Origin of the sequence: Microbacterium oxydans (assembly GCF_026559675.1) — a bacterium.
Classification (GTDB): domain Bacteria; phylum Actinomycetota; class Actinomycetes; order Actinomycetales; family Microbacteriaceae; genus Microbacterium; species Microbacterium oxydans_D.
In genome coordinates, this window is the sequence record NZ_CP092891.1 from 2522809 (window position 1) to 2543031 (window position 20223).

At 70.7% G+C, this 20223-nt stretch carries 19 protein-coding genes; 7 read left to right on the plus strand and 12 right to left on the minus strand.

The genetic code is table 11. The features are described 5' to 3' along the window. Nucleotides 1–22 precede the first annotated feature (22 nt). The 4 genes from MME74_RS12155 to MME74_RS12170 form a co-directional block, all read right to left on the minus strand. Nucleotides 23–748: an ABC transporter ATP-binding protein gene (locus tag MME74_RS12155; RefSeq protein WP_267415286.1), complete on the minus strand. Its 726-nt coding sequence runs from the start codon at nt 746–748 to the stop codon at nt 23–25. Between the two features lie 56 nt (nt 749–804). Further along, entirely contained in the window at nt 805–2277 is a 1473-nt protein-coding gene (locus MME74_RS12160; RefSeq protein ID WP_267415287.1) for an ABC transporter permease, read from the minus strand. Between the two features lie 87 nt (nt 2278–2364). Next, nucleotides 2365–3024, minus strand: a complete 660-nt coding sequence (locus MME74_RS12165; RefSeq protein ID WP_267415288.1) for a bifunctional 4-hydroxy-2-oxoglutarate aldolase/2-dehydro-3-deoxy-phosphogluconate aldolase — start codon at nt 3022–3024, stop codon at nt 2365–2367. Beyond that, complete coding sequence (locus tag MME74_RS12170) at nt 3021–3941, minus strand: SMP-30/gluconolactonase/LRE family protein (RefSeq protein WP_267415289.1); 921 nt, start codon at nt 3939–3941, stop codon at nt 3021–3023. Before MME74_RS12170 ends, MME74_RS12165 begins: the two co-directional genes overlap by 4 nt. A 135-nt stretch (nt 3942–4076) precedes the next feature. On the opposite strand from MME74_RS12170, the gene MME74_RS12175 reads away from it, so the two are divergent. After that, the gene (locus MME74_RS12175; RefSeq protein ID WP_267415290.1) at nt 4077–4970 is read left to right on the plus strand and encodes a dihydrodipicolinate synthase family protein; all 894 of its coding nucleotides are present in this window, start codon (nt 4077–4079) and stop codon (nt 4968–4970) included. After that, nucleotides 4967–5686, plus strand: a complete 720-nt coding sequence (locus MME74_RS12180) for an SDR family NAD(P)-dependent oxidoreductase (RefSeq protein ID WP_267415291.1) — start codon at nt 4967–4969, stop codon at nt 5684–5686. The genes MME74_RS12175 and MME74_RS12180 overlap by 4 nt, the downstream gene beginning before the upstream one ends. A gap of 70 nt (nt 5687–5756) precedes the next feature. Here the strand turns inward: MME74_RS12180 and MME74_RS12185 are convergent, their stop codons facing one another. The 3 genes from MME74_RS12185 to MME74_RS12195 are packed head-to-tail and all read right to left on the minus strand — an operon-like array spanning nt 5757 to nt 8810. Further along, nucleotides 5757–7070, minus strand: a complete 1314-nt coding sequence (locus MME74_RS12185) for a hypothetical protein (protein ID WP_267415292.1) — start codon at nt 7068–7070, stop codon at nt 5757–5759. 52 nt (nt 7071–7122) lie between these two features. Then, a complete protein-coding gene (locus MME74_RS12190; protein ID WP_267415293.1) occupies nt 7123–7980 on the minus strand; it encodes a carbohydrate ABC transporter permease in 858 nt (285 codons plus the stop codon). Further along, nucleotides 7980–8810: a carbohydrate ABC transporter permease gene (locus MME74_RS12195; protein ID WP_267415294.1), complete on the minus strand. Its 831-nt coding sequence runs from the start codon at nt 8808–8810 to the stop codon at nt 7980–7982. The genes MME74_RS12190 and MME74_RS12195 overlap by 1 nt, the downstream gene beginning before the upstream one ends. Before the next feature lie 338 nt (nt 8811–9148). Here MME74_RS12195 and MME74_RS12200 point away from each other — a divergent pair, with 338 nt between their 5' ends. The 5 genes from MME74_RS12200 (at nt 9149) to MME74_RS12220 (ending at nt 14576) form a co-directional block, all read left to right on the plus strand. Beyond that, nucleotides 9149–9952: an IclR family transcriptional regulator gene (locus MME74_RS12200; RefSeq protein WP_267415295.1), complete on the plus strand. Its 804-nt coding sequence runs from the start codon at nt 9149–9151 to the stop codon at nt 9950–9952. Nucleotides 9953–10036: 84 nt separating this feature from the next. Beyond that, nucleotides 10037–11197: a mandelate racemase/muconate lactonizing enzyme family protein gene (locus tag MME74_RS12205; RefSeq protein ID WP_267415297.1), complete on the plus strand. Its 1161-nt coding sequence runs from the start codon at nt 10037–10039 to the stop codon at nt 11195–11197. Between the two features lie 94 nt (nt 11198–11291). Next, on the plus strand, nt 11292–12257 hold the full coding sequence (locus tag MME74_RS12210; RefSeq protein WP_267415298.1) for an acetylxylan esterase: 966 nt from the start codon (nt 11292–11294) through the stop codon (nt 12255–12257). 67 nt (nt 12258–12324) lie between these two features. After that, nucleotides 12325–13053, plus strand: coding sequence for a response regulator transcription factor (locus MME74_RS12215; RefSeq protein WP_324170111.1), 729 nt, complete (start codon nt 12325–12327; stop codon nt 13051–13053). A 26-nt stretch (nt 13054–13079) separates the two neighbouring features. Beyond that, on the plus strand, nt 13080–14576 hold the full coding sequence (locus MME74_RS12220) for a sensor histidine kinase (protein WP_267415299.1): 1497 nt from the start codon (nt 13080–13082) through the stop codon (nt 14574–14576). A 122-nt stretch (nt 14577–14698) separates the two neighbouring features. On the opposite strand, the gene MME74_RS12225 is transcribed toward MME74_RS12220, so the two are convergent. From MME74_RS12225 to glmU, 5 genes are all read right to left on the minus strand, one after another. Then, nucleotides 14699–16273 (minus strand): flavodoxin reductase, encoded by a 1575-nt coding sequence (locus MME74_RS12225; protein WP_267415300.1) that lies wholly within the window; start codon nt 16271–16273, stop codon nt 14699–14701. 15 nt (nt 16274–16288) lie between these two features. Then, on the minus strand, nt 16289–17170 hold the full coding sequence (locus MME74_RS12230) for an FAD:protein FMN transferase (protein ID WP_267415301.1): 882 nt from the start codon (nt 17168–17170) through the stop codon (nt 16289–16291). Nucleotides 17171–17184: 14 nt separating this feature from the next. Then, nucleotides 17185–17655, minus strand: coding sequence for an FMN-binding protein (locus tag MME74_RS12235; RefSeq protein ID WP_267415302.1), 471 nt, complete (start codon nt 17653–17655; stop codon nt 17185–17187). A 96-nt stretch (nt 17656–17751) separates the two neighbouring features. Continuing rightward, nucleotides 17752–18786: a ribose-phosphate diphosphokinase gene (locus tag MME74_RS12240; protein WP_267415303.1), complete on the minus strand. Its 1035-nt coding sequence runs from the start codon at nt 18784–18786 to the stop codon at nt 17752–17754. Between the two features lie 6 nt (nt 18787–18792). Next, complete coding sequence (gene glmU, locus MME74_RS12245) at nt 18793–20223, minus strand: bifunctional UDP-N-acetylglucosamine diphosphorylase/glucosamine-1-phosphate N-acetyltransferase GlmU (protein WP_267415304.1); 1431 nt, start codon at nt 20221–20223, stop codon at nt 18793–18795.

Consider the following 20223-nt stretch of genomic DNA (forward strand, 5'->3'; position numbering starts at 1 on the left):
TCCGGGCCCCCATCCGTCGACGCTAGGCCGTGATGTCCTGCACCACCCCCTTCGTGAGGCGCAGGCGCCGCGTCGCGCGTCGCGCCACTGCGGAATCGTGGGTCACCACGATGATCGTGATCCCCTCCGCGCACAGCGATTCGAGGAGCGTCAGGATCTCGTCGCGCATGCTCTCGTCGAGGTTGCCGGTCGGCTCGTCGGCCAGCAGCACCCGCGGCCGCTTCACGATCGCCCGCGCGATCGCCACGCGCTGCTGCTGACCACCGGAGAGCTCGGAGGGCAGGTGGTCGCCCCGGTCGTCGAGACCGACGTGGACAAGCGCCTCGGCGACCCGCGTGCGCCGTTCCGCTCGGTCGAGCCGGAGCGGCTCCAGCGCCATGTCGACGTTCTCCGTGGCCGTGAGCGTCGGGATCAGGTTGAACCCCTGGAACACGAACCCGATCTCCTCCGCCCGGATCCGCCCGAGCTCCTTCGCCGACGCCGACGCGAGCTCGCGGCCGTCGAGCAGCAGCGAGCCCGTCGACGGGGTGTCGAGAGCGCCGAGCAGCTGCAGCAGCGTGGACTTCCCGCCCCCGGTGGGTCCCTGGATCGTGACGAACTCCCCGGGCATGATCGCCAGATCCACGCCGGTCAGGGCCTTCACGATGCGTCCCTTCTGCGTGTAGGTGCGGGTGACGCCTGCCGCGCGGTACAGGGGCTGGTCGGCGTCGTCCCGCTGTGCCGCGGGGGCGAGGTCGGCGATGGTCATGTCGTTCTCCTTCTGATCGGATCCGAGGGGCGTGCGAGGGGTGCTCCGGGCGGTGCTCATGCGACCGACCGCAGCGCTTCCGAGGGGCTGAGTCGTGCGGCACGCCAGCCACCGAACGCGCCGGCGACGAGCCCGCCCAGCACGGCGAGGCCGACGGCGGCCACCAGCACCCACGGGGTGAACGGCGCCTGGAGCACGATGTCCGCCGCCGGCGTCGTCGAGAACATCCCGCCGCCCGCACCGGTGGGGCCACCGCCCATGCCGCCGGGCCCCGCTCCCTGGTTCGCACCGGTCGCCGCGACGGTGGGCTTCAGGACGTTGACGAGCACGATGCCGAGGACGCCGAGGACGAGACCGGCCGCTCCGCCGATGAGCCCCTGCACCAGGGACTCTCCGGCGACCTGGCGCACGACGCGGCCGTTCGACCAGCCGATCGCCTTGAGCGTTCCGAACTCCCTGGTGCGCCGGCCCACCCCGGACATCGTCAGCAGCACCGAGAGCAGCACGGCCACCGCGAGCACGATGATCGAGAGCCAGGTCCCGAGGTTCGTGATCAGCGCGGTGGCGCTGGACAGCGACCCCGAGACCGTCGACGCGAGCTCCGCCTGCGAGGTGACGGTCGCATCCGGCAGAGCATCGGAGAGCGCGGACTGCACGGCATCGATCGACGCGGCGGAATCCGCCTGCACATAGACCGTGGAGATGACGTCTTCCACCCCCGCCAGCGACTGCGCGGTGCGCAGCGGCAGGTAGACGTTCGCCGCCGTGTCCGCGGAGTCCGAGGTCGAGCCGAGGATCCCGACGACCTCGACGTCGGACCCCGCCACGTCGATGGTGTCTCCCACCGCGATCTCGTTCGTCGTGGCGTAGGTGCTGTCGACGAGGGCGACGAGGGCCTCGGCGTCACCCACGTCGAATCCGCGCCCGTCCGTCACCTCGGCGGAGGCGAGCGGACCGATCGCGGTCGCCGCGGGGTCGATCCCGAGCACCGAGAAGGAGTCCACTCCGAAGGAGCCGCCGCCCTGCCCGCCGTCCGGCGGAGCCTGCCCCTGCTCCGGAGCCGCGCCCTGCTGGCCGTCCTGCTGATCGTCCTGCTGCCCGAATCCTCCGCTGGGCAGCTCTCCCGAGAACGTGGAGTCGGTGAGGCTCAGCGCCCCGGACGCCGCGGCGACGCCGTCCGTCGCGGCGACGGTGTCGAGCACCGAGGAGTCGAGCGTGCCGCGGAGGAAGTCCGTCCGCAGCATCGACTGGTCGAGAGTGGTCGTCTCCCCGTCGGTCTCCCCGGCATCCGCGTCGAAGTCGAAGCGCGGCCTCTCCCCTTGCCCCGGTTCGGTCGCCGCGCCCGTGACGGTGAGGTCGGTCCCGACCCCGTAGACGGACTCGAGCGCCTGGGCCTGCGCATCGCGCACTCCGGCGGTCAGGGCGTTGACCACGATCACGAGTGCGATCGCGATCGCCAGCCCGATCGCGACGATCAGGGTCTGCTTCTTGCGGCCCGCGAGTTCGCGCCGCAGATAGGTTCCGTACATCTCTCTCCCTCCACCGCGGCCATCGCGGGGTGAGATCGACGTTAGGAATCGCTCATATGCGAGTTCGAGGGGCCGGTGATGAGGAACCTATGCATGCGCGGGTCCGTCGGCGCGCACGGCACGGACGAACGACCGGGCGCGGCCCGCGAGCGCGTCGAGGTCGCCCCCGGGTGTCGCCGCATCGCCGACCAGCGGTCCGCCCACCCCGATCCCGAAAGCACCCGCCGCGAGGTACTCGCCGACGGTGTCGACGCTGACGCCGCCCACGGGGATGATCCTCGCCGCGGGGAAGGGATCGCGGACCGCACGGAGGAAGCCCGGCCCGAGAGCCGACGCGGGGAACAGCTTGACCGCCGCACTGCCGAGGTCGTGCCCCCGCTGGATCTCGGTGGGCGTGTAGACACCGGGGAGCACGCCGATCCCCTGCGCGATCGCGTAGGGCACGGAGGCGGTGAGCGTGGGGGTCACCAGGAACTGCGCACCGGCGGCGACCGCCCGTTCGACGTCGGCCTCGTCGAGCACGGTGCCCGCGCCGATCAGGGCCTCGACCGGAGCATCCTGCACGACCTGGGCGATCGCCTCCTCCGCGTCCGGCAGTGTGAGGGCGATCTCGAGGGTCAGGACGCCCGCGTCGAGCAGCGTGCGCGCCGCGGCGACCGTGGCATCGACATCCGTCCCGCGGAGGATCGCCACGAGCCGGGTGATCCGCAGCCGTTCCCGGAGCTGTGCGTTGTCGACGGTGCTCACAGCGCGGCCTCCCCCGCGACCGTGCCCGCGTCGTGGACGGTCGCCGGCGTGCCGCGCCAGGGGAAAGCGGGCTCGCCGCCGACCTCGACCCGGACGCCGAGGAGAGCGCCGTCCGCCTCCGTCGGCTCCGCGATCCCGATGCTCGCCGTCGTGATCACCAGGAGTGTGTCGACGAGGACGACGGCGGTCGGCCGCGTCGCGGGCAGGGCGATCGACTCGAGAAGCACCCCGTCGGGCGAGTAGCGGCGCACCTCGGCGGCGTCCCAGACCGCGACCCAGAGCATGCCGTCCCGGTCGATCGCCATGCCGTCGGGGTTGCCGCCGTCGACGCGGCACACCGTGCGCCGGTTCGACAGCTGACCGTCCGGGGCGACGTCGAAGGCCTCGATGCTGCGGTGCGGAAGCGTGTCGATGTAGTACAGCGTGGAGCCCGTGCGATCGAAAGCGAGCCCGTTCGAGACCGTCACCCCGCCGAGCCGCGCGACCGGCGTCCCGTCGGGCTCGATGCTCCACAGCGTGCAGTGCGGGTCGCGGGGCATCGACTGGCTGCCCACCCAGAAGCGCCCGGACGGATCGCCGCCCCCGTCGTTCATGTAGTCGCCGGTCCCCGCGATGTCCCCCGTGAGCGCGGACACGATGCCGTCGTCGCTCACGTGCACCACGCGACGATCGACGCCGACGAGCCAGCCCGCCCCCGGCTCCGCCAGCGGGATCGGCGCACCGATCTGCGCACCGACCACGACCGCGGTCTCCGGAACGATCCTCCCGTGCGCGATCCGTCCGCGATGCAGAGAGCCGGTCGCCATGTCGATCCAGGCCAGCGAGCCGTCACGACCGTCCCATCGCGGCGACTCGGCCTGGACGTAGCGGGCGTCGGAGAGGATCTCGACGGTTCGGGAGGTCTGGCTGTGCGGCATCCGGGTCATCCTTCGCTGGTAGCTCGTAACCGTTATGTGGCAGACTATCTCACAATATGCATAACACTTGCGAGAAATGCGGTACACGATGAAGAAGCGGGGAAACTGCTGATGGCTCCGACACTCCACGGCTTGATGCCCATCCTGGCGACTCCTTTCGACGAGTCGGGCGCCCTCGACCGCGAGAGCCTGCGCCGACTGGTCGAGTTCCAGCTCGCTGCCGGGGTCGACGGCGTCGCCGTCTTCGGCATGGCGAGCGAGGGCTTCGCCCTGACCACCGAGGAACGGCGCACGATCCTGGACGATGTCGTCCGCGTGGTCGACGGCCGGATCCCCGTGATCGCCGGCGTCAACGGCACATCGACGGCGACCTCGATCGAGCAGTCCCTGCTCGCGGAGGAGGGCGGTGCGGATGCGCTCATGGTGCTCCCGCCGTTCATGGTGAAGCCGCCGGCCGGCACCCTCGTCGACTTCTACGGCGACGTCGCCGCCGCGACCTCGCTCTCGGTCATGATCCAGGACGCCCCCGGTGTCACCGGCGTCGCGATGGCGCCGTCGCTGATCGCGGAGATCGCCCGTCTCGACGGGGTCGACTCCGTCAAGGTCGAGGCGCCGCCGACGGCACCCAAGGTCGGCGCGGTCGTCGCGGCGATCGACGTCCCGGACTTCGCGGTGCTCGGCGGGCAGAACGCGCAGTTCTGCCTCGAGGAGTACGCCAGGGGCGCGGTCGGCACCATGCCGGCGTGCGAGTTCCCCGATCTCCTCGGCCCGGTGCTCACGCACTTCCAGGAGGGGCGCGTCGAGGAGGCCCGCGCCGAGTTCCGTCGTATGCTCCCTCTCGTGCTGATCGGACTGCAGGGCGGCATCGCGTGGGCGGTGCACAAGGAGATCCTCGTCGCGCGCGGCGTGATCGACCACGCGACCGTGCGCTATCCCGCATCCCCCCTGGACGCCGGCAGCCGCGCGGCCGTCGCCCTCGTGCTCGACGAGCTCGCGCTCCCGCCGATCCCCACCGCGGTCCGCGCATGACCCGCCGCGGCGTGCTGCTGATCGGCGGCAGCTCCGACATCGGACTCGCGATCGCCCGGGCGTTCGTCGACGCAGGGGACGCCGTCGTCGGGGTGGGACTCGAGGACTCCGCCGACCCCGTCTTCGCGCGGTACCTCGTCGCCGACTGCAGCCGTCCGGAGGAGGCGGACCGCGCCGTCGCCGAAGCCGCACAGGCGCTCGGCCGGCTCGATGTGGTGGTGCTCGCGGCCGGCCGCATGCCGATCGCACGCGCCGAGGCCACGAGCGACGAGGATTGGCGCGGCGCCCTGGGCGCTACGCTCGACTCCGCTTTCTTCGTGGCGCGGGCGGCGCTCCCCCGGCTTGCAGCAGGCTCCTCGATCGTCGCGGTGACCTCGGTGAACTCGTCGCTCGCGGCTCCCGCGCTGCCCGCCTACGCGGCCGCCAAGGCCGGTGTGGACGGCCTCATCCGCCAGCTCGCGCTCGACTACGGCCCCCGCGGCATCCGCGTCAACGCCGTCCAGCCGGGCAGCATCTCGGCCGTCGACACCGGAGAGAGCGAGGGCTACCCGCTCGGGCGCATCGGTCGTCCGGAGGAGGTGGCGTCCGTCGTGGCGTTCCTGGCCTCCGACGCCGCATCCTTCGTCACCGGCACGTCGATCGCGGTCGACGGCGGCCTGTCGATCTCGTCGCCGGCCGCCTGGCTGAAGCCGGTGCTGCGCGAGCGCTGGCTCTGAGCCTCGGCTCCCCGCCCACGAAGAAGGCCGCGTCCCCTTTCGGGACGCGGCCTTCTTGGTGGGCGGAGGCTCAGGAGTTGGAGTCCAGGAGCCCCTGCACCTCCTTCTTCAGCGCGTTGAGGCCGGCCTGCACATCGACCTGACCGGCGAGGATCGTCGCGACGCCCGCGCCGATGGCCGAGTCGATCTGCGCGGTCACCGCGACGCGGTCCCAGGCGGCGCCGCGCGCGTGCTCCGAGACCTCCGTGCGGAACGCACCCTGGAACTTGTCGGCCGCGAGGGCGGGGATCTTGTCGGCGACGGACTTGGCGGCCGGGGCGACCGCGGAGTTCTCGTACAGCGCCGTCGCCGCCTCGACGTTGGTCGCCGCGTAGAGGATGAAGTCCCGGCTGGTGAGCTCTCCCTCGCCCGCCGTCGCGAAGACGCCGCTGCCCCAGGCACGGTTGAACGAGTCCTTGCCGCCGGCCGTCGGGCGCGAGATCGCCCCGATGTTGTCGATGATGTTCTGGGCGGCGCCGTTCGTCTTGACGAAGGTCGAGGCGAGCGGGGCGTCGTCGTACAGGGCTGCGCGACCGCTCGCGAACAGGATGCGGGCGTCGCTGCGTGCCACGTTCGTCTGCGTGAGGCCGGCGTCCTGCAGCGACTTGTACCAGGTGACCGCCTTGACGCTCTCCGCGTCTCCCAGCGTGCACTTCAGGTCATCGGTCACGACGTCGCTGCCGAAGCCCCACATCCACGGCACGGCGTCCTTCAGGTCGGGGTTCTTGGTGACCGCGGCGTACGGGATCAGCGAGGAGTCCTGCTTCTTGATCTTCTCGAGCGCCGTGGCGAACTGCTCCACGGTCATGCCCGAGGTGATGCCCACGCTCTTCGCGATCTCGCCGTTCGTGATGATGCCGATTCCGGCAGCCGTGAGGGGCAGCACGAGCAGTTTGCCGTCCATCGTGTACGAGTCGAGCACACCCTGCGGGATGCCCAGCCCCTTCGCGAGGTCGCTGAGGTCGGCGAGCACGTTCATGGGCGTCAGCACCTGCCACCCGCCGGACTGCCCGACGCCCATGAGGTTGCCGGAGCGTCCGGTCAGCGCGAGCTGCGTCGCGGCCTGGTCGTACGGGTAGATCACCGGAGCGACGGTGACGCCCTCCTTCTTGGAGAAGCCGTCGAGGATGCCCTGCCAGGCGGACTTCAGGGCTTCCTCGCCGAGCGAGTTCCCGTAGAAGTTGATCGTCTTGGCCGCGGTCCCCGCGGCGGCCGTGGCGCCCGCGCCGGTGCCGGGTGCGGCGGGCGTCGCGCAGCCGGCGAGCGCGAGGGCGCCGAACGCGGCCAGGACGGTTCCGCCTCCGAGGAAGGCTCGGCGGCTCAGCTGTGAGTTCGAGATGGTCATGGCGACTGCTCCTTCGAGGTGATGGGGATGATGCTGTTCAGGCGACGCATGGCTACCCCTTGACCGCCCCGGCGGCGAGGCCGGAGACGAAGTAGCGCTGCAGGAGGATGAAGATGATGACGAGCGGGAGCGACGTGATCAGCGAGGCCGCCATCAGCGCCGGCCAGTCGGCCGTGCCTTCGCGGATGAAGGCCTGGGTGAGTCCCGCCGGGAGCGTCTGCTTGTCGGGTCCGGCGAGGGTCAGCGCGAAGAGCAGGTCGCTCCAGCCGCGCATGAAGGCGAACATCCCCGCGGTGATGAGACCGGGGACGACGAGGGGGAACACGATCCGGAACATGGTCCCGGTGCGCGAGAGCCCGTCGACCTTGGCCGCTTCGAGGATGTCGTCGGGGAGGGCGTCGATGATGCCCTTCAGCAGGAACACCGCGAGCGGCAGCGTGAAGGTCGTGAACGAGATGATCAGCGCGGTGTAGGTGTACAGGAGCCCGGCCGAGCTCAGCATCAGGTAGAGCGAGATGAGCAGCAGGGCGCCGGGGATGAGCTGTCCGATGAGGAACATGAACATGATGGCGTTGCGCCCGCGGTAGCGGAACTTCGACAGCGAGTAGGCCATCAGCCCGCCGACGAGGACCGCGAGCAGGGCGGTGCCGGTCGAGACGATGATGCTGTTCATCAGGTTCTTCAGCAGGAGGTCGTTCTGGAAGAAGCCGATGAAGTTCTCGAACGTCGGGTCGACCGGGAAGAACGGACGGTCGAGGGAGAAGACGTCCTCCTTCTTCGTGAACGCGGTGGACGTGAGCCAGTAGATCGGCAGCAGGCCGAACAGTGCCAGCAGCAGGAGCAGGACGCGCCCCGGGATGGACAGGTGGGGGCGGATGATCGACTCCCCCACATCGCGACTACGGCGCATCACTTCTCCAGCCGTCGGTTGAGGAACAGGTAACCGCTCGTGATGATCGCGAGCAGGACGAGCCAGAGCGCGCCCATGGCGGAGGCCTTGCCGAGTTCGTAGCTGCCGAACGCGAGGTCGTAGAGGCTGACCGCGAGGGTCGTGGTCGAGTTGCCGGGGCCACCGCCGGTCATGACGAAGATCGTGTCGAAGTTGCCGAAGTTGTAGATGAACTCGAGCACGGCGACGAGCGTGACCGGGCCGGCGATGTGCGGCAGCGAGATGTGCCGGAACCGCTGCGAGCGGGTCGCCCCGTCGATCGTGGCGGCCTCGATCTGCTCGCTCGGCAGGGTCTGGAGGACGGCGAGGGCGACGACCATGATCCAGGGGAAGGAGTGCCAGGTCTTGGCGATGACCACCGCAGCCATGGCGCCGGCCGGGGTGCCGAGCATGCTGATCTCGGGGAGCCCGAGGACGGAGAGCACATGGTTGACCACGCCGTAGCTGTCGTTGAAGATCCACGCCCAGAGGAACGAGACCACCACGCCGGGCAGCAGCCACGGCAGCATCAGCGCGCCGCGCAGGATGTTGCGGCCGCGCATGCGGGCGTTCAGGAGGAGGGCGAGCGCGACGCCGAGCACGAGCGGGAAGACCGTGGAGAGCGACGCGAAGACGAGGGTCGTGCCGAGCCGGGCGAAGAACTCGTCCCAGACCGCCGCGTAGTTGTCCAGGCCGACGAACGTGCGCTCGGGGCGCAGCAGCGACTGGTCGTACAGGCTGGTGCCGATGCTCGACACGAGCGGGAAGATCGCGATCACGAGGAACAGGAGGACCGCGGGAAGTGCGATCATGAAACCGAAGGTGCGATCCTTCGCGCCCAACGTGGAGCGCCGCCCTGAGCGGGGCTCGACAGCCTTCTGCTCGCTCTCCGCGGGCCGCTCGAGTATGGCTTGATGCATTGCAGTCACTTTCCAGTAGAGACGACCCTCTGCGGGGCCCTGCGCGTCGTCGTCACAGTCGTCGACGTCGACGTGCGGCCAGTTAACCACAATGCGGATGCGAAATCCACAAAATGCATAAGACACCCACATTTGTGTTGCTTCGCATCATTTCTCTCAATAGGATGACTGGCAGCGGCGACGAGCCGCAGGCGTCGCAGATGCGGCGGCAGTCTTGAGGAGGAGTCACCATGGCGTCGGAATCGGTGGGCGGCACGCAGACCGTCGAACGGGCGATGTCATTGCTCGCATGCTTCACCGAGGAGTCCGGCGAGCTGAGGGTCTCCGAGCTCTGCACCCTCACCGGCCTCGGACAGTCCACCGTCTCGCGCATGATGTCCGCCCTCGACCGGATGAAGTTCGTGGTGCAGGACGCCCGCACCGGGCTCTACCGTCTGGGTCCGGCAGCCGTGTCCCTCGGCACGATCGCCCTCAACGGGTCGCCGATCTTCCGCGCCTCGCGCCAGATCGCCCAGAACCTCGCCCGGAAGATCGAGATCGGCGTGAACGTCGCCGAGCTCAGCGGCTTCACCTTCACCTACCTCTGCAACTTCGAGGGTGCGCTGGCGCCGAAGTCGTTCGCGATGGCCGGCCGCACCGGCCCCCTGCACGCCACCGGCCTCGGCAAGGCGCTGCTCTCCGGCATGACCGACGAGCAGGTGGACGAGTACTTCGCCCAGACGCCCCAGCGCTTCACCCCGCACACGATCGTCGACCGTGACGCCATGCAGCTCGCCCTCGACGAGACGCGCAGCCGCGGCTACGCGACCGAGATCGAGGAGCTCGCGTTCGGTCGCGCCTGCATCGCCGTCCCGATCCGCAACCGCGCCGGTGAGATCGTCGCCGGGATCTCGGCGAGCGGCCCGCTGTCGGTGCTCGACCTGCACGCGCCGCACCAGGAGCTCGCCCTGCAGCTGATCGAGGCCGCCGACGAGATCTCCGTCGCCCTCGGATACAGCCCGTCCCGCACCGCCTCCGCCTTCGCGGCGCTCTGACCACCCGGCCGCCCCGCGGCCCCGAAGCCCCGCCCGCGGCGTGCGCCGCCGGTTCGCCGACCATCGATGTCTTTGGAGACCCCTGTGAAGATCACGCGCGTCCAGACCTTCCCCCTCTACCTCTCGAAGGAGGATGCGAACAACTCCTACGCGGGCGACACCGCCGTGGAGCACCGCGGCTACGTGATCCGTCCCCCGTGGCGGAGCCTGTACGCCCCCGGCTACGAGACCCTGCTCGTGAAGATCGAGACCGATGAGGGTCTCGTCGGCTGGGGCGAGGCACTGGCGCCCGTCGCCCCCGTCGTGGCCGCGGCGATCGTGGACAACCTGCTCACCCCGCTGATCGTCGGCGAGGACCCCCGCTCGGTGCGCACGCTCTGGCACCGCATGACGGAGTCGATGCGCGAGCGGGGGCACCTGACCGGTCACCAGGCCGACGCGATGGCGGCGGTCGACATCGCGCTCTGGGACCTGTGGGGCCACGCCACCGGCCTCTCCGTCTCCGAGCTCGCCGGCGGTCGCTTCCACGAGGTGCTGCCGACGTACGTCTCCGGGATCCGCGGCGTCGACGACGTCGAGCGTGCCGAGAAGGCGGCCGAGCTCGTCGAGGGCGGTGTGCGCCGCATCAAGCTGCATCTCGGCATCGACATCCGCTCCGACCTCGCGACGTACGACGCGATCCGCGCGGGGCACCCCGACCTCGACGTCGCGCTCGACGCCCACTGGACCTACCAGCTCGGCGAGGCACGCGCGCTCGGTCGGGAGCTGGACGACCGGCGGGCCTGGTTCTTCGAGGCGCCGCTCGCGCCGGAGGATGTGGAGGGCCACCGCGACCTCGCCCGCTCGCTCGCCACCCCCATCGCGATCGGCGAGGCGATGCGCAGCCGCTTCGAGTTCACGGACTGGCTCACGCGCCGGGCCGTCGGCCTCACGCAGCCCGACATCGGCCGCACCGGTATCACCGAGGGGCTCGCGATCGCGGCCGTCGCCGACGCCTTCCACGTGCAGGTCGCCCCGCACCACTCGGCCGCCTTCGGCATCGCGATGGCGGCCGGCGTGCACGTCGCCGCGAGCGCCGCGTCGCTGCTCGCCTTCGAGTACCAGCCGTTCACCCTGCCGGTCGCCAACCGCCTCCTGACGACGCCGCTCGAGGTGCGGGCGGACGGTGGCTTCGTCGTCCCGACCGGCCCTGGGCTCGGTGTCACCGTCGACGAGGATGCGATCAAGGAGTACGTACGGCACTGAGTACGTGCGGCACTGAGCGCGTGCGGCGCTGAGCTCCCGCACGAGCGGTGCCGGTAACGTCGACCGGATGGACACGGAGGAGAGGAAGCGCGCGGTGACCCAGGAACCTGCCGAGGAGATGACCGAGTACCCGCTGAGCGTGCTGCTCGCGCCTCTCCCCGCGCCCGCGGAGCCCGCCGACTTCGACGACTTCTGGCGGTCCACGTTCCGGGAGTTCGGTGCAGGCCCGGTGGCCTGGGAGCGCACGCGGGAGCTCGAGTCGACCGAGACGCACCGCGTCACCGAGATCCGCTTCTCCTCCTCCGCCGGCGAGCGGGCCGCCGCGTACGTGATGCTGCCCCAGGATGCCGACGACATCCGGCGCGGAGTCGTCGTCGGGCACGGCTACGGCGGGCGCACCGGCCCCGATCCGGACCGCGTCCCGGCCGACACCGCCGCGATCCTGCCCTGCGCCCCGGGCACGCACCCCGGCACCGCGAGCCGCTTCCCGGCTGTTCCCGACGAGCACGTCCTCGCCGGGATCGCGCACCGGGACACGTACTCGCACCGCTTCGCCGTGGCGGATGTCTGGCGTGCGGCGACCATCCTGCTCGAGATCGCGCCCGCGGCGTCCGGAGCCCTCGACTTCCACGGTGGGAGCTTCGGCGGCGGCATCGGTGCGATGGCCCTCCCCTGGGACGACCGGTTCCGTCGGGCGGCCCTGGACGTGCCGAGCTTCGGGAACCACGATGTGCGCCTCACCCGGCGAGGAACCGGCAGCGGCGAGGCTGTTCGACGGCACCTGCGATCGCACCCCGAGGTGCGCCCTGTGCTCGACTACTACGACGCGGCGATCGCGGCGCGGCGCCTGCGTCTTCCCGTGCAGGTGAGCGCGGCGGTGCTCGACCCCGCGGTCGACCCGCGGGGCCAGTTCGCGGTGTACCACGCGCTGTCCGGCCCACGGCGGCTCGGCGTGCGCGCCAACGGTCACCTCTCCGGGGCGATCGGCGAGCAGGCGGACCGGCTGGCGCTGCAGGACGGCCTGGACTTCCTCGCGCTCCCCGACGAGCGCCTCGAGTGAGCACGCTCCCAGACAACGCATAGCGATCTCCATAGAAATCACATAGGAGATTCCGCAGAATAGGGACATGACCAGCGACCTGCCCGAAATGCACCGTCCCGACGGCTCCCCTCTGCGCATCCTCGCCGTCGACGACGAGCAGATGCTGACCGACCTGCTCGCGATGGCGCTGCGCATGGAGGGCTGGGAGGTGCGCACCGCCTCCTCGGGCATGGAGGCGCTCCAGGTCGCGCGCGAGTTCGAGCCGGATGCACTCGTGCTCGACATCATGATGCCCGACCTGGACGGCATGTCGGTGCTCAAGCGGCTCCGCGAGTCCGGCAACCTCGTCCCGGTGCTCTTCCTCACGGCCAAGGACGCCGTGGGCGACCGCGTCGCCGGGCTCACCGCCGGCGGAGACGACTACGTCACCAAGCCGTTCAGCCTGGAAGAGGTGATCGCGCGTCTGCGGGCGATCATCCGCCGCACCGGCCACGCGACCGCCGACGACGGACAGTCGATCCTCCGCGTCGCCGACCTCACCCTCAACGAGGACAGCCACGAGGTGGTCCGCGACGGCACCGAGATCGACCTCACCGCCACCGAGTTCGAACTGCTGCGCTACCTGATGCGCAACGAGCGCCGGGTGCTCTCGAAGGCGCAGATCCTCGACCGGGTCTGGAGCTACGACTTCGGCGGCAAGTCGTCCGTCGTCGAGCTGTACATCTCGTACCTGCGCAAGAAGATCGACGCGGGACGCACGCCGCTGCTGCACACCGTCCGCGGCGTCGGCTACATGATCAAGGCCCCGCAGTGACCCCTGCGGCGATGACCAGACGGCCCATGAGCCTGCAGACACGGCTGATGACCGCCGTGATCGGGTTCGTGTCGCTGATCCTCGTCATCGTCGCCGTGATCACCAGCGCCACGCTGGGCAAGACGATGGAGGACCAGCTCGACCAGAAGCTGGCCACCAACGCGCATCTGGTGCAGCGGTGGGCGGAGGCGACGGATGCGCCCGAGGCGACGGCGCCCAACGTCCTGGCCGGGCACACCGTGCCGGCGGCGGGGCTGCTGGTCGCCGTGGTCAGTCCGCTCACCGGAGCCAGCGGCGTGATCGTGAAGAACTCGGCGCAGGACGAGTTCACCGGCACTCTGCAGACGCTCGACCGGAAGCAGATGACCGAGATCGGCATGGCACTGGCGGGAACCACCGTGGCCACGGTCTCGATCAGCGATCTCGGCTCCTACCGGCTCATGGCGCTGCCCGCGGCGGGAGGCATCGTCGTCGTCACCGGCCTGCCCCGCGACGACATCCAGAATCAGCTCACGCAGCTGCTCACCGTGATCGCCCTCGCGACCATCGGCGGCCTGATCCTGCTGGCGCTGACCACCGCGATCACGATCCGCGTGGGCCTGCGCCCGCTGCGCGCGGTCGCCACGACGGCGACCCGGGTGGCGAATCAGCAGCTCGACCGCGGCGAGGTCAGCATCACCGAGCGCGTGCCGGCCTCGGAGGCCGATCCGCGCACCGAGACCGGGCTCGTCGGGGCCTCCCTGAACAAGCTCCTCGACCACGTGAACACCTCGCTGGCGTCGAGGCAGAAGAACGAGGAGCGGATGCGCCGCTTCGTCGCGGACGCCAGCCATGAGCTGCGCACCCCGCTCGCGTCCATCCGCGGCTACTCGGAGTTGTCGCTGCGCGCGCTGCGTCAGACCGAGGCACCGGCCGAGCACCCGGAGGTCGTCGAGAGCACGACCTCCTCGCTGGAGCGCATCCAGGCGCAATCGCTGCGGATGACCCGGCTCGTCGAGGATCTGCTGCTGCTCGCGCGTCTCGACGAGGGCCGCGAGCTGGTCTACGGAACGGTCGACCTCACGCAGCTGGCTCTGGAAGGGCTCTCGGACGCCCGCCCCACGGCGGCGGACCACCACTGGACCATCGAGGTCCCCGACGAGCCCGTCACCGTGGTGGGCGACGCCGGCCGGCTCCACCAGGTCGTCGGCAACCTGCTCGCGAACGCCCGCACGCACACCCCCGCGGGCACCACGATCACGCTGAGCGTGGCCAGGGAGGGTGACGAGGCGGTGCTGCGCGTCCACGACGACGGACCCGGCATCGACCCGGCGATCCGCGACGAGCTCTTCGCGCGCTTCGCCCGCGGCGACAGCTCACGCGCCCGGCAGACGGGCGGCACGGGTCTCGGCCTCGCGATCGCCAAGGCCATCGTCGAGGGGCACCACGGCTTCATCACCGTGAGCAGCGAACCCGGCGACACGACCTTCACGGTGCGCATCCCGGTCAACCCCGCCGCCACCGTCGCCGACACCGAAGCCTGACCCGCGGAACACGACCACCGAGGCCCGGACCCGCGGAACACGACCACCGAGGCCTCACCTGCGGAACACGACCACCGAGGCTTGACCCGCGGAACAGTACCCGGCGAGGCCTGACCCGCGGATCAGTAGCCGGCGAAGGCGTCGGTCGTGAGGCTGCGGGCCTTCTGCAGGGCCGGCGCGAGATCGGCGATGAGTCGGGGCGGCCCGGAGATGAACGCGTGCCGCGCGGAGAGGTCGGCGACGGTGCGCTCCAGGCTCTCCGCGTCCAGGCGGGCGCCCTGCGCCCAGCTCCAGTGCGGGGGCAGGTCGGTCGGCTCGTCGCGCGTGAACACGACCGTGCGCACGCCGGTGGCGGCCAGCTCCTCCCGGAAGGCGAGCTCGGACGCGTCGGAGGCGACGTACACGAGCACCACGTCGCGCTGCTGACCCGTCGCCTGCAGCTGACGCAGCTGCGACACGAACGGCGTGACGCCGATGCCCGCCGCCACCATGAGCACCGGCTGGTCGCCTCGGGGCAGGATGAAGTCCCCCCAGGTGCCGGTCACCGCGAACGTCGCGCCGGGCTCGGCCGCGGCCAGGGCGCGCTTGTAGCTGGACGGATGCTTCTGGTCGCCGTTCTTGTAGGCGATGCGCAGCGTCGGCAGGTCGGCCGGAGCGGAGACGATGCTGAACTCCCGCCGAGTGCCGCGGGCGTCGGGCCGGTGATGCGGCACGTCGAGCTCGAGGTACTGACCGGGCAGGAAGCGCACGCGCCCCTTCGCCCGGAAGGTGAGCTCCTGCGCGGTCGGGGAGACGAACTCGCGCCGCTGGAGCACGAGCCGCACCGAACCGCGCAGGGCGAAGGCGAACGCCAGCAGGTTCCCGATCAGCAGCGCGCGCTCCTGTCCGAGCGTGAAGAGCCCGGCGACGGAGATCGGCCATCCGGCCAGGAGGCCCACCACGACGGCCACGGCGACCTGCTGGCGGCGGCGTGGCGGCAGCGTGAGCGGCTCGGACAGCATGAACGCCCCGACGAACACGAACGGCGACTGGAGCACCGCGAACTGCAGCGCGGTCAGCACGTCGAAGCCGATGTCGAACTCGGCCGCCTGCACCGCCTGCCGCACCACCGAGGTGGCGACAGCGACGAGCAGGAACACCAGCACGATCCGCACCTTCTCGGTGCGCCACAGCACCGCGAGGCCGAGGACGGCCACGGGGATCGTGAGCACGGGCGTGCCGACCCACCACGAGGAGGAGGTGCCCAGCCACTCGAACGCGCCGAACGCGCCGAGGATCGAGACCACCGCGGCGCCGAACGCCGCGGGGTTGAAGATGTGGCGACCGCGCCAGGCGATGAGGTACTTCGAGACGCTCGCCACCGCTCCCGCCAGCGCGAGGCCGAGGAGGGCGCCGAGCTCGACGCCCGGCCGCAGGACGAACAGCAGGATGAGCGCGGTGACGAGCGAGGACTCGATGCGCCACGGGAGCCGCAGGATGCGCTGCGCCACCGCGTCGACGGCCGAGATCACGATCGCGAGCACCAGGAACGACGCCACGAGCTCGAGCGGAGTCGGCGACACGATCACGCCGAACAGCGACAGCGCGAACGCGATCACGGCGAGGGCGATGAGCGCGAAGAGCACGAGACGGTACATCGACAGGGAGCCGAGCACCGCGAGGACCCGTTGGCGTGCGGCGGCGAATGACGTGATCACGGTGTCCACTCTTCCCTAATCCTGCGCCGCGCGGCGCGTGTCGCCTCCGGCGAGGAACAACTCCGCCGGGCACCCGGGCGAGCGCTGCACCCGCCCGTCGGTGCTCATGCGGACCCATTCCACACCCCAGGCGTCGGCGAGTTCGGGGCCGCCGTCGAAGAACAGCGCGGTCGCCACGGCATCGGCCGTCATCGTGTCCGGAGCGAGCGCCCAGGTGGCCGCCCACGTACGAACGGGCTGTCCGGTGCGGGCGTCGAGCACGTGATGCAGTCCGCTCCCCCAGGCCCGGCGGTTGATCGCCGACGCGCACAGCGCCTGGTCCTGCACCTCGACCACGCCGATCGCCTTCCGCGCGTCGTACGGGTGCTCGAGGCCGATGCGCACGGCCGCGCCGCGCACGCGGATGTCGCCACCGGCATCCACCACGAGGTCGCCGGGCACGCGCTCCAGGACGCGCATCACGAGGTCGACCAGGCGGCCCTTGCCCAGGGCTCCGACGTCGAAGAGCGCGGGGACGGATGCGGTGACCTCGCCGGCCGTCCAGGACACCTGCCGCTCCCAGCCTTCCGGCGCGCGCACCGGATCTCCGGCGACGAGCGAGTACTCCGCGTCGTAGCCGAGCGCGTCGAGGCTGTCGGCCACCAGCGGGTTCACGGCACCGGCGGTCGCCGCGGAGAGCTCCCGATACGCGTCGAGCATCGGACGGGCGTCGGCGGAGGCGAAGGCACCGCCCTCGCGCCCGAGGCGACGGACCTCGGAGTCCTGCCGGAACCGCGACCACTCCCGGTCGAACCGCTCGATCTCGGCGGAGACCGCCGCACGAGCGCTGTCGGTCAGCTCCTGCGCCGACTCGATCTCCCAGTGCGTTCCGATCGCCTCGAAGCGCCAGCTCGCCATGCCGCGCCAGGCGCCTAGGCGGCCGCCTGCTCCTTGATGGACTGCACGGCGTCGTTGAAGCCGCCGCTGGTGAGCGAGGAGCCCGCGACGCGGCTGACGTTCAGGTCGTCGACGGCCACGCCCACGACCTCATCGGCGATGCCGTCGATGAACTGGCCCTGGTACTGCTTGCTCTCGGGGGCCTGGGGGTCGCCCGTGACCTCGACGTCGGTCACGACGCCGTCGGCGAGGGTGAGCGTGACCGAGATCTGCTCGACGGTCTCGGGCGTCTGGTACGAACCCTCGGCGGTGTAGGTGCCGTCGGTGTACGCGCCCGTCGAGTCGCCACCGGACGAGGAGGACGATCCGGAGTCCGCGGTGGCGCCGCCGTCGGCCGGGGACTCGGCGTCGGCGTTGCCGGAGCAGCCGGCGAGGACGAAGAGTCCCGCGATCCCGAGGATCGCGGATCCCTTGCGGACAGAGGTCGGTACGGTCGTGCGGATCATGATGCGGTCCTCCCGGCTCGGTGTCGGTCGACTCCGGTGGTCGACCATTCGACCGTAAGCACCACGGCTATGCGCGGGCTGTGCCGTGACGATGCGTTACGCGTCGCCGCCGAACATGCTCGTGACGGATCCGTCCTCGAAGACCTCGTGGATGGCGCGTGCGAGCAGGGGGGCGATCGGGAGGATCGTCAGGTTGTCCCAGCGACGCGATTCCGTGAGCGGGATCGTGTCGGTGATGACGACCTCGTCGATGGACGAGTCCTGCAGCCGATCGGATGCCGGGTCGCTGAAGATCGCGTGGGTGGCCGCGACGATGACGCGGTGGGCACCTGCGGCCTTGAGCGCCTGCGCGGCCTTGACGATCGTGCCGCCGGTGTCGATCATGTCGTCGACGAGGAGGCAGGTGCGGCCCTCGACCGTGCCGACGATCTCGTGCACGGAGACCTGGTTGGCGACCTTCGGGTCACGACGCTTGTGGATGATCGCGAGCGGGGCGCCCAGGCTGTCCGACCAGGTGTCGGCGACGCGCACGCGGCCCATGTCGGGCGAGACGACCGTGAGGATCTCGCGGTCGGCGGGCGAGAGGGTGCGCTCGAAGTAGTCCAGCAGAACCGGCTTCGCGAACAGGTGGTCGACGGGACCGTCGAAGAAGCCCTGGATCTGCGCGGCGTGCAGGTCGACGCTCATGACACGGTCGGCACCGGCGGTCTTGAGGAGGTCGGCGACGAGGCGGGCGCTGATCGGCTCGCGACCGCGGCCCTTCTTGTCCTGACGCGAATACGGATAGTACGGGGCGACGACGGTGATGCGCTTGGCCGATGCGCGCTTCGCGGCGTCGATCATGATGAGCGTCTCCATGAGCCACTCGTTGACCGGCTCGCCGAAGGTCTGGATCAGGAACAGGTCCACTCCGCGGATCGACACCTCGAAGCGGGCGTAGATCTCACCCGAGGCGAACGTGCGGTGCTCGACCGGCGCGATCTCGGTGCCGAGGGCCTCGGCGACCGCTGCGGTGAGTGCCGGATGCGAGCGACCACCGGCGACGACGAGCCGCTTCTTGGTCTTGGCGATGATCCCGGGGGCCACGCCGTTGTCGCGATCCAGATCGACCGTCTTCTTCTTGCGCGCCATGTCCGCCTATTCCGCCGAATTCTCGCGGGACGCAGCATCCGCCGCGCCCGTCCCTGCTCTGTTCTTCTCGACCCAGCCCTCGATGTTGCGCTGGGGGGCGACGCTCATGGCCAGAGCGCCGGCGGGGACGTCCTTGCGGACGACGGCGCCTGCACCGGTCTTCGCACCGGCTCCCAGCCTAACGGGCGCGACGAGCACCGTGTGCGACCCGGTGTGCACCTCGTCGCCGATCTCGGTGCGGTGCTTGTTCACGTCGTCGTAGTTGGCCGTGATCGTGCTCGCACCCAGGTTGACGCCGCGGCCGATCGTCGCGTCGCCCACGTACGAGAGGTGCGGGACCTTGCTGCCTTCGCCGATCTCGGCGTTCTTCGTCTCGACGTAGGCGCCGATCTTGCCCTGGGCGCCCAGGACCGTGCCGGCGCGGAGGTAGGAGAACGGACCGACCGTGGCCCCGGCGCCGATCACGGCGAGGGTCGCATCGGTGCGACGGACCACGGCGTCCTCGCCCACCTCGCAGTCGACCAGCGTCGTGTCGGGGCCGATGATCGCTCCGGGGGCGACGACGGTGGTGCGCAGGATCTGCGTGTTCGGCAGGAGGGTGACGTCGGGCGCGAGCTTCGCGTCGTCGTCGATCCAGGTGGTCGCCGGGTCGATGACGGTGACGCCCTCGAGCTGCCAGCGACGGACGATGCGCTGGTTGAGCAGTCGGCCGACCTCGGCCAGCTGCGCGCGGTCGTTGACGCCGAAGGTCACCGAGATGTCGGAGACGACGGACGCCGCCACCCGGTCGCCGTCGCGACGGAGCAGACCGGGCACGTCGGTCAGGTACATCTCGCCCTGCGCGTTGTCGACGCCGACCCGGGGCAGGTAGGCCCGAAGCGTCGCGGCGCGGAACACGTACATGCCGGCGTTGATCTCGCGGACGGCCGCCTCCTCGGCGCTCGCGTCCTTCTGCTCGACGATGCGGTCGACACCGCCGTCGGCGTCGCGCACGACGCGCCCGTAGCCCGTCGGGTCGTCGACCAGCGCGGTCATCAGCGTGGCCGGCGCTCCCGAGGCGCGGTGCTCCGCGAGGAAGGCGGACAGGGTGTCGACGTCGGCCAGCGGGCAGTCGCCGGAGAGGACGAGCACGTCGCCGTCGAAGTCGTCGGGAAGAGCCTCGACCGCGACCTGCACCGCACGCCCGGTGCCGGGGACGTCGTCCTGATCGACGAACACCGCGTCGGGGTAGTCCTCTGCGAGCGCCGCGACGACCTGGTCGCGCTCGTGACGCACGACAACCTCGACGTGCGCGGCCTGCAGCCGCCCCGCCGTGGTGAGCACGTGGCCCACCAGCGGACGCCCGCCGATCGGATGCAGCACCTTCGGCAGGCGCGACTTCATGCGGGTGCCCTGGCCTGCAGCGAGGACGATGATGGCGAGATTGTTCCCAGTCAT

Coding starts and splice junctions, on each gene's coding strand:
- MME74_RS12155 (WP_267415286.1), bottom strand. CDS start 748: ATGACCATCGCCGACCTCGCCCCCGCGGCACAGCGGGACGACGCCGAC.
- MME74_RS12160 (WP_267415287.1), bottom strand. CDS start 2,277: ATGTACGGAACCTATCTGCGGCGCGAACTCGCGGGCCGCAAGAAGCAG.
- MME74_RS12170 (WP_267415289.1), bottom strand. CDS start 3,941: ATGCCGCACAGCCAGACCTCCCGAACCGTCGAGATCCTCTCCGACGCC.
- MME74_RS12175 (WP_267415290.1), top strand. CDS start 4,077: ATGCCCATCCTGGCGACTCCTTTCGACGAGTCGGGCGCCCTCGACCGC.
- MME74_RS12180 (WP_267415291.1), top strand. CDS start 4,967: ATGACCCGCCGCGGCGTGCTGCTGATCGGCGGCAGCTCCGACATCGGA.
- MME74_RS12185 (WP_267415292.1), bottom strand. CDS start 7,070: ATGACCATCTCGAACTCACAGCTGAGCCGCCGAGCCTTCCTCGGAGGC.
- MME74_RS12190 (WP_267415293.1), bottom strand. CDS start 7,980: ATGCGCCGTAGTCGCGATGTGGGGGAGTCGATCATCCGCCCCCACCTG.
- MME74_RS12195 (WP_267415294.1), bottom strand. CDS start 8,810: ATGATCGCACTTCCCGCGGTCCTCCTGTTCCTCGTGATCGCGATCTTC.
- MME74_RS12200 (WP_267415295.1), top strand. CDS start 9,149: ATGGCGTCGGAATCGGTGGGCGGCACGCAGACCGTCGAACGGGCGATG.
- MME74_RS12215 (WP_324170111.1), top strand. CDS start 12,325: ATGACCAGCGACCTGCCCGAAATGCACCGTCCCGACGGCTCCCCTCTG.
- MME74_RS12220 (WP_267415299.1), top strand. CDS start 13,080: ATGAGCCTGCAGACACGGCTGATGACCGCCGTGATCGGGTTCGTGTCG.
- MME74_RS12230 (WP_267415301.1), bottom strand. CDS start 17,170: ATGGCGAGCTGGCGCTTCGAGGCGATCGGAACGCACTGGGAGATCGAG.
- MME74_RS12235 (WP_267415302.1), bottom strand. CDS start 17,655: ATGATCCGCACGACCGTACCGACCTCTGTCCGCAAGGGATCCGCGATC.
- MME74_RS12240 (WP_267415303.1), bottom strand. CDS start 18,786: ATGGCGCGCAAGAAGAAGACGGTCGATCTGGATCGCGACAACGGCGTG.
- glmU (WP_267415304.1), bottom strand. CDS start 20,223: ATGACTGGGAACAATCTCGCCATCATCGTCCTCGCTGCAGGCCAGGGC.